At 71.1% G+C, this 7,646-nt stretch carries 6 protein-coding genes; 3 read left to right on the forward strand and 3 right to left on the reverse strand.

The features are described from left to right. Nucleotides 1–108: 108 nt before the first annotated feature. Nucleotides 109–774, reverse strand: coding sequence for a PH domain-containing protein (locus tag G6045_RS37760; RefSeq protein ID WP_165336760.1), 666 nt, complete (start codon nt 772–774; stop codon nt 109–111). A gap of 225 nt (nt 775–999) precedes the next feature. Between G6045_RS37760 and deoC the strand changes: the two genes are divergently transcribed. Genes deoC through G6045_RS37775 form a run of 3 tightly spaced genes read left to right on the forward strand, consistent with a single transcriptional unit; the run spans nt 1,000 to nt 4,387 of the window. After that, nucleotides 1,000–2,049 carry a deoxyribose-phosphate aldolase gene (deoC, locus tag G6045_RS37765; protein ID WP_235968558.1) on the forward strand — a complete coding sequence of 350 codons (1,050 nt, stop codon included), beginning with the start codon at nt 1,000–1,002 and terminating at the stop codon, nt 2,047–2,049. Between the two features lie 6 nt (nt 2,050–2,055). Next, entirely contained in the window at nt 2,056–3,504 is a 1,449-nt protein-coding gene (locus G6045_RS37770) for an aldehyde dehydrogenase family protein (protein WP_165336761.1), read from the forward strand. After that, nucleotides 3,497–4,387, forward strand: coding sequence for an aldehyde dehydrogenase family protein (locus G6045_RS37775; protein WP_165336762.1), 891 nt, complete (start codon nt 3,497–3,499; stop codon nt 4,385–4,387). The genes G6045_RS37770 and G6045_RS37775 overlap by 8 nt, the downstream gene beginning before the upstream one ends. A gap of 64 nt (nt 4,388–4,451) precedes the next feature. On the opposite strand, the gene G6045_RS37780 is transcribed toward G6045_RS37775, so the two are convergent. Continuing rightward, the gene (locus G6045_RS37780) at nt 4,452–5,666 is read right to left on the reverse strand and encodes a hypothetical protein (RefSeq protein ID WP_408056415.1); all 1,215 of its coding nucleotides are present in this window, start codon (nt 5,664–5,666) and stop codon (nt 4,452–4,454) included. 172 nt (nt 5,667–5,838) lie between these two features. Continuing rightward, nucleotides 5,839–7,473: a phospho-sugar mutase gene (locus G6045_RS37785; RefSeq protein ID WP_165336763.1), complete on the reverse strand. Its 1,635-nt coding sequence runs from the start codon at nt 7,471–7,473 to the stop codon at nt 5,839–5,841. Between the last annotated feature and the right edge of the window lie 173 nt (nt 7,474–7,646).

Below are 7,646 nucleotides of genomic sequence, written 5' to 3' on the forward strand. Positions count from 1 at the left end.
GGCGAAGCCCCCAGTTTCGGGAAGGGGCGGGTAGGGGAAACGGGCCCGCCGCAGGCGCAACCGGCCCGCACCCGGCAACGAGACCGCACCCGGGACCAACCGAAAAACTCAGCCCACCAGCGCCAGGATCGCGAGAAGAATCGTGCCCGCGACCAGCGGCGCCAGGATCTCGTAGGCCCAGCGGACCTCGACAGGACCCTGCGCCCCCGCCTCCCGCCCGTGCCGCTCCGCGAGCTCGCGGAGGTCGTCGACCGCCTGGTCGGCCGAGGCGCGGGTGGAGCGGTCCGGTGTGTCGAGCGCCGAGGTGCGGCCGCTCGGGTCCGCCGCCGCGGCACGGGCCTGACGGCGGTTGGCCGACTTGCGGGCGCGCAGCGACACCGGGATGGCCCACAGCTGGTACTTCTCGGCACCGGACAGGACCTCGCACGAGTACGCGGCCTTGACGTCGTCCACCGACGCCCACGGAAGGACGATCGTGCGGAACGGATTGCGGATCTTGAGCCGCTGGTTGTTCGCGTACACCGCCGGCCGCACCGTGAAGGCCACCACCAGCGGCGCCAGCGCGATCAGCGCGGCCAGGGCCCGCCACGGCGCCATCCCGCTGCCGCGCAGCAGCGCGTCCCCGCCGAGCCATCCGCCCAGGCCGAGCAGCAGGACACCGCCGGCGATCCCGGCGCCGGAACGGAACACGCGGTCCGGCGTCGCGGTCTCGGCCGATGCGCGGTTCTCCGCCGGCTCGGGGCGGGGGGTCTCGGACTCGTCGGGGGAGCTCATGGTGTCGATTCTGCCCCAGCGTTCCTGAGCCCGTCCCAGGGGCGGCGGCCACCTCGGCGGTCACGTCCGTCACATCCGTATCGCCTGGGAATGTTCCACCGGCGCCAAGAGGAATCATCCACGGGCGCCAAAGGGTGCGAACGGAACGTAACGCCGGAGCGCAAGCTCTGCGGAGCCGAGGACTTCACAAGCCGCTACGCGCGTAGATATGCTCCCCTCGTGACCATGCCCCCAGTCCCCAAGTCAGACAAGCCGGCCAAGGCCGAGAAGGCCGCCAAGGTCGACAAGGCCGACAAGAAGGTGAAGTCCGTGAAGACGGAGAGTGCCGCGACCCCGGCCAAGTCCCCCTTCGCCGATGTGACCGCCTCCGACGCCACCCTGCGCCGCTTCCTCCACGGCCTGCCGGGCGTGGACACGGTCGGGCTCGAGGCGCGTGCCGCCGCGCTCGGCACGCGGTCGATCAAGACGACGGCCAAGGCGTACGCCATCGACCTGGCCATCTCGATGATCGACCTGACCACCCTCGAAGGCGCCGACACGGCGGGCAAGGTCCACGCGCTCGGTGCGAAGGCCGTGCATCCCGACCCGACGGACCGCGGTACGCCGACGACCGCCGCGGTCTGCGTGTATCCGGACATGGTGGCCACCGCCAAGGCCGCCGTCGCCGGGTCCGGTGTGAAGGTCGCCTCCGTCGCCACCGCCTTCCCGGCCGGCCGCGCCGCCCTCGGCGTGAAGCTCGCCGACACCAAGGACGCGGTCGCCGCGGGCGCCGACGAGATCGACATGGTGATCGACCGCGGTGCGTTCCTCTCGGGCGACTACATGAAGGTCTACGAGGAGATCCGCGCCGTGAAGGAGGCCGCGGGCCCCGCACGGCTCAAGGTGATCTTCGAGACCGGTGAGCTGTCGACGTACGACAACATCCGGCGGGCCTCCTGGATCGGCATGATCGCGGGGGCCGATTTCATCAAGACCTCGACCGGCAAGGTGGGCGTCAACGCCACCCCCGCCAACACCCTCCTGATGCTGGAGGCCGTCCGCGACTTCCGTGCGCAGACCGGGGTGCAGATCGGGGTGAAGCCCGCGGGCGGCATCCGCAGCACCAAGGACGCGATCAAGTTCCTCGTGCTCGTCAACGAGACCGCCGGACCCGACTGGCTGGACAACCACTGGTTCCGCTTCGGTGCCTCCAGCCTCCTCAACGACCTCCTGATGCAGCGTCAGAAGCTGGCCACCGGACGCTACTCCGGCCCCGACTACGTGACGGTGGACTGATCCCCCATGACTTCCCGTAAGCCCAACCCTTTCGAGTACGCACCCGCGCCCGAGTCGCGCGCGGTCGTCGACATCGCGCCGTCCTACGGCCTGTTCATCGACGGTGAGTTCACCGAGGCCGCCGACGGCAAGGTCTTCAAGACCGTCTCGCCGAGCACCGAAGAGGTCCTCTCCGAGGTCGCCCGGGCCGGTGAGGCGGATGTCGAGCGTGCCGTGAAGGCCGCGCGCAAGGCCTTCGACAAGTGGTCCGCGCTGCCTGGCGCGGAGCGCGGCAAGTACCTGTTCCGTATCGCGCGGATCATCCAGGAGCGCAGCCGCGAACTGGCCGTCCTGGAGACCCTCGACAACGGAAAGCCGATCAAGGAGACGCGCGACGCGGACCTGCCGCTGGTCGCCGCGCACTTCTTCTACTACGCGGGCTGGGCCGACAAGCTCGACCACGCGGGCTACGGCCCGAACCCGCAGCCGCTCGGTGTCGCGGGCCAGGTCATCCCCTGGAACTTCCCGCTGCTCATGCTCGCGTGGAAGATCGCCCCGGCGCTCGCGACCGGCAACACGGTCGTTCTGAAGCCCGCCGAGACGACTCCGCTGAGCGCGCTCTTCTTCGCGGACATCTGCCGCCAGGCCGGTCTCCCGAAGGGCGTCGTCAACATCCTTCCCGGATACGGCGATGCGGGCGCCGCACTGACCGCGCACCCCGACGTGAACAAGGTCGCCTTCACCGGCTCCACCGCCGTCGGCAAGCAGATCGCCCGGGCCCTCGCGGGCACCGACAAGAAGCTCACCCTCGAGCTCGGCGGCAAGGGCGCCAACATCGTCTTCGACGACGCCCCCATCGACCAGGCCGTCGAGGGCATCGTCGGCGGCATCTTCTTCAACCAGGGCCAGGTCTGCTGCGCGGGCTCGCGCCTGCTCGTCCAGGAGTCGATCCAGGACGAGCTGCTCGACAGCCTGAAGCGGCGTCTGAGCACCCTGCGTCTGGGCGACCCGCTCGACAAGAACACCGACATCGGTGCGATCAACTCGGCCGAGCAGCTCGCCCGGATCACCGCCCTCGTGGACACCGGTGAGGCGGAGGGCGCCGAGCGCTGGAGCGCGCCCTGCGAACTGCCGTCCACCGGCTACTGGTTCGCGCCCACGCTGTTCACCGGCGTCACCCAGGCGCACACCGTCGCCCGCGACGAGATCTTCGGTCCGGTGCTCTCGGTCCTCACGTTCCGTACGCCGGACGAGGCCGTCGCCAAGGCCAACAACACCCCGTACGGGCTCTCGGCCGGCATCTGGACCGAGAAGGGCTCGCGCATCCTCGCCGTCGCGAACAAGCTGCGCGCGGGTGTGATCTGGTCCAACACGTTCAACAAGTTCGACCCGACCTCGCCGTTCGGCGGCTACAAGGAGTCGGGCTTCGGCCGCGAAGGCGGCCGGCACGGTCTGGAGGCCTACCTCGATGTCTGATGCGACGCGACTCAGTGTCTTCAAGACCTACAAGCTGTACGTGGGCGGGAAGTTCCCTCGTTCCGAGAGCGGCCGGGTGTACGAAGTGAACGACGCAAAGGGCAACTGGCTGGCCAACGCCCCGCTCTCGTCCCGCAAGGACGCCCGTGACGCGGTGGTCGCCGCGCGCAAGGCGTTCGGCGGCTGGGCGGGCGCCACGGCGTATCTGCGCGGACAGATCCTGTACCGCGTCGCGGAGATGCTTGAAGGCCGCCGCGACCAGTTCGTACGGGAGGTCCAGGACGCCGAGGGTCTGTCGAAGGCCAAGGCGGGCGCGGTCGTGGACGCGGCGATCGACCGCTGGGTCTGGTACGCGGGCTGGACCGACAAGATCGCCCAGATCGTGGGCGGCGGTAACCCGGTCGCGGGCCCGTACTTCAACCTGTCCTCGCCCGAGCCGACCGGTGTCGTGACCATCGTCGCGCCGCAGGAGTCGAGTTTCCTCGGCCTGGTGTCGGTGCTCGCCCCGGTGATCGCCACGGGTAACACTGCCGTGGTCATCGCGTCCGAGGACCGTCCGCTGCCGGCCCTGAGCCTCGCCGAGGTGCTCGCCACCTCCGACGTCCCGGGCGGTGTGGTCAACATCCTCTCCGGCAGGACGGCGGAGATCGCGACCCCGCTCGCCGCGCACCAGGACGTCAACGCGATCGACCTCGCGGGCGCGGACGAGCAGCTGGCCAAGGAGCTGGAGGTCGCGGCCGCCGACAACCTCAAGCGCGTTCTTCGTCCACAGGCTGTGGATTGGGTGGCGGACCCGGGCACCTCGCGCCTGACGCCCTTCCTGGAGACCAAGACGGTCTGGCACCCGACGGGGTCGCTGGGCTCGGGCGGGTCCTCCTACTGATCGCCGTATACGTGTGGGCCCCCTGGTACGCGTACCAAGGGGCCCACACGTATGTCCGGGGGAGTCAGGGCGCGCTCGGCCACACAAGCAGCATGTAGCCGCTGCAGTACGCGGACCCGAGCACCGCCGCCGTCACGAACAGGGCGGCACGCGTCCACTTCAGGCCCGCCACGTACAGGGCGAGCGGCAGCAGCAGCGGGAAGCCCGGCAGCAGGAAGCGGGCCCGGGGGAAGTACACGCCGCCCGAGCCGAGCACGATCACGAGCAGCACGCCGCTGAAGACGAGCAGGGGCAGCGGCTGGCGCCGGCGCAGACAGAGGCCGAAGAGCGCCGCGCAGGCCGCCATCACCAGCGTGACCATGACGAGGTAGAGCTCGGGGTCCGAGTCGTAGAAGAGCAGCTGGCGCACGATGCGCAGCGTCTCCACGCCGCCGTCGAGCTCGTTGTGCCACAGCTTCTGGACCGCGAAGTACCCGTCCCAGCGGCCCAGCCGCAGGCCCACCCAGCCGACGTACAGCAGCCAGCCGAGCGGGGCGAGCAGCGCGCCCGCGAGCGCGCGCCCCCGGAACCCTCGCCGCAGCGAGAGCAAGGCCGTCAGGGAGACCGCGGCGGCCAGCGCGACCCCGGTCGGACGGGTCAGGCCCGACAGGGCGGCGAGCGATCCGGCCCACAGCCAGTCGCCGCGCAGGACCGCGTACAGCGACCAGGCGACGAAGGCCGTGAACAGCGACTCCGTGTACCCCATCCACTGCACGGCGGCGACGGGGAACGCACCCCAAAGCACCGTGAGCAGCACCCCGACCCGCCGCCCGTACAGCCTCTCGCCCACCGCGAACACACCCCAGGCCGCGACGAAGGAGAAGGCGACGGCGAGCACCAGCCCGACGGTGGCGCGGCTGCCCGGCGTGAACGCGGCGATCGCCTTGACCAGGACCGGGTAGAGCGGGAAGAACGCCAGGTTGTTGGTGTCGTACGTGGTGCCGAGCTCGCGCGCGTACCCCTGGTCGGCGATCCCCAGATACCAGTTGGCGTCCCAGTCGGAGGCGACGGTCTGCCACACCCCGACGCCCTCCGCGTGCGCCCAGGCCCACAGGACGGCGAGCCCGGTCAGGCGGACGGCCGCGTAGGCGGCGAGCGCGGGCGCCGCGTACCGCAGGGCGTTCACCGCGGCGCGCGTCGGACGCGGTACGTCGGGGTGGCGGCGGGAAGCCGGCAGGGAGCCCCCGGGCAAGGGAGCAGTCAGGGTGCTGCGGTTCGGTGCCTGGGTGGTCGCTGACACGGGCTGCGGCTCCTGGACTCGATGGTGCGCTTCCGGTCAGCCCTTCCTCGGCCGGGTGGCCGGCGGGGGGTCGGTTGGGTCAACTGCCGCCCAGGAATCACCCGTCAGACGTACGAAGGGTGGGCTGCCACTCGGCAGCCCACCCTTGCGTGACGTCAGTCGTCCCCGGCCCTCAGATCCCGGCCGCGACCGCCAGATCCCGCTTCAGGCCGGCGATCAGTTCCTTGGCCTTCGCGCGGGCCGCGGGCACACCGTCCACAGCGCCCTCGACCGGGACGACGACCTCGAGGTAGCACTTGAGCTTGGGCTCGGTGCCGCTCGGCCGCACGATCACCCGCGCACCGTCCAGCGTGTACCGCAGACCGTCCGTCGGCGGCAGCGTCTCCGTGCCCTCGTTCAGGTCCTCACGCCGTACGACATCGAGGCCGGCCAGCACCGTCGGCGGCTGCTCGCGCAGCTTGCGCATGGCGTCCGCGATCACCGACAGGTCCTCGACCCGTACGGACAGCTGGTCGGTCGCATACAGACCGTGCTCGACGGCGAGCTCGTCGAGCAGGTCGAGCAGGGTGCGGCCCTGCTCCTTGAGCTCGGAGGCGAGCTCCGCGACGACCAGCGCGGCCGTGATGCCGTCCTTGTCGCGTACGCCTTCGGGGTCGACGCAGTAGCCGAGCGCCTCCTCGTATCCGAAGCGCAGGCCTTCGACCCGGGCGATCCACTTGAACCCGGTGAGGGTCTCCTCGTAGCCGAGGCCGGCCTTCTCGGCGATCCGGCCGAGCAGCGACGAGGAGACGATCGACTCGGCGAAGACGCCGCTCACACCCCGCCGTACGAGATGCGCGGCGAGCAGCGAGCCCACCTCGTCGCCGTGCAGCATCCGCCACTTCGCGCCGTCGTGGACGGCGACGGCGCAGCGGTCGGCGTCGGGGTCGTTGGCGATGATCAGGTCCGGCCGCTCGCGCTCGGCCGCGGCGAACGCGAGGTCCATCGCGCCCGGCTCCTCCGGGTTGGGGAACGCGACGGTCGGGAAGTCCGGGTCGGGCTCGGCCTGTTCGGCCACGACGGCCGGGGCGGGGAAGCCGGCGCGCGCGAAGGCCGCGAGCAGGGTCTCCTTGCCGACGCCGTGCATGGGCGTGTAGACGGTCCGCGCGCCGCGCGGGGAGCCCGGCTTCAGGACGGCGTCCGTACGCGCCAGATACGCCCCCACGACCTCGTCGCCGAGGGTCTCCCAGCCGCTCTCGGGGCGGGGGACGTCGGCGAGCGCCGCGACAGCGGCGATCTCGGCGGCGATCTCCGCGTCGGCCGGCGGCACGATCTGCGAACCGTCGCCGAGGTACACCTTGTAGCCGTTGTCCCGCGGCGGGTTGTGGCTGGCCGTCACCTCGACGCCGGCGACCGCGCCCAGATGCCTTATGGCGAAGGCGAGCACGGGGGTCGGCAGCGGTTTCGGCAGTACGGCGGCCTTGAGGCCCGCGCCCGTCATCACGGCGGCCGTGTCGCGCGCGAAGTCGGCCGACTTGTGCCGGGCGTCGTACCCGATCACGACGAGCCCGCCGGTCTGCCCCTTGGCCTTGAGGTACGCGGCGAGGCCGGCGGCGGCGCGGATGACGACGCTCCGGTTCATCCGCATCGGCCCGGCGCCCAGCTCACCGCGCAGGCCCGCGGTGCCGAACTGCAGCGTCCCGGCGAACCGTTCGGCCAGCGCGTCGACGTCGTCGGCCTCGATGAGCTTGGCCAGCTCCTCACGGGTCTCCGGATCAGGATCCTCGGCGAGCCAGGCCTGTGCGCGAGCGATGAGTTCTTCCGACACGTGGATTGCCTTTCGGGTACTGCCGGGGGTCCGGGAACGGATTCCCCGAGGGGCCTTTGGGACTTGTTACGGGGACAGGGTGCGGTCTCGTCGCCGGGTGCGGGCCGGTTGCGCCTGCGGCGGGCTGATTTCCCCTACCCGCCCCTTCCCGAAACCGGGGCTTCGCCCCGGAC

Origin of the sequence: Streptomyces mesophilus (assembly GCF_011044995.1) — a bacterium.
Classification (GTDB): Bacteria; Actinomycetota; Actinomycetes; order Streptomycetales; family Streptomycetaceae; genus Streptomyces; species Streptomyces mesophilus.

Excerpts from the sequence above, each read along its gene's own strand:
- G6045_RS37770 (WP_165336761.1), top strand. The coding sequence starts at position 2,056 with ATGACTTCCCGTAAGCCCAACCCTTTCGAGTACGCACCCGCGCCCGAG.
- G6045_RS37760 (WP_165336760.1), bottom strand. The coding sequence starts at position 774 with ATGAGCTCCCCCGACGAGTCCGAGACCCCCCGCCCCGAGCCGGCGGAG.
- deoC (WP_235968558.1), top strand. The coding sequence starts at position 1,000 with ATGCCCCCAGTCCCCAAGTCAGACAAGCCGGCCAAGGCCGAGAAGGCC.
- G6045_RS37775 (WP_165336762.1), top strand. The coding sequence starts at position 3,497 with ATGTCTGATGCGACGCGACTCAGTGTCTTCAAGACCTACAAGCTGTAC.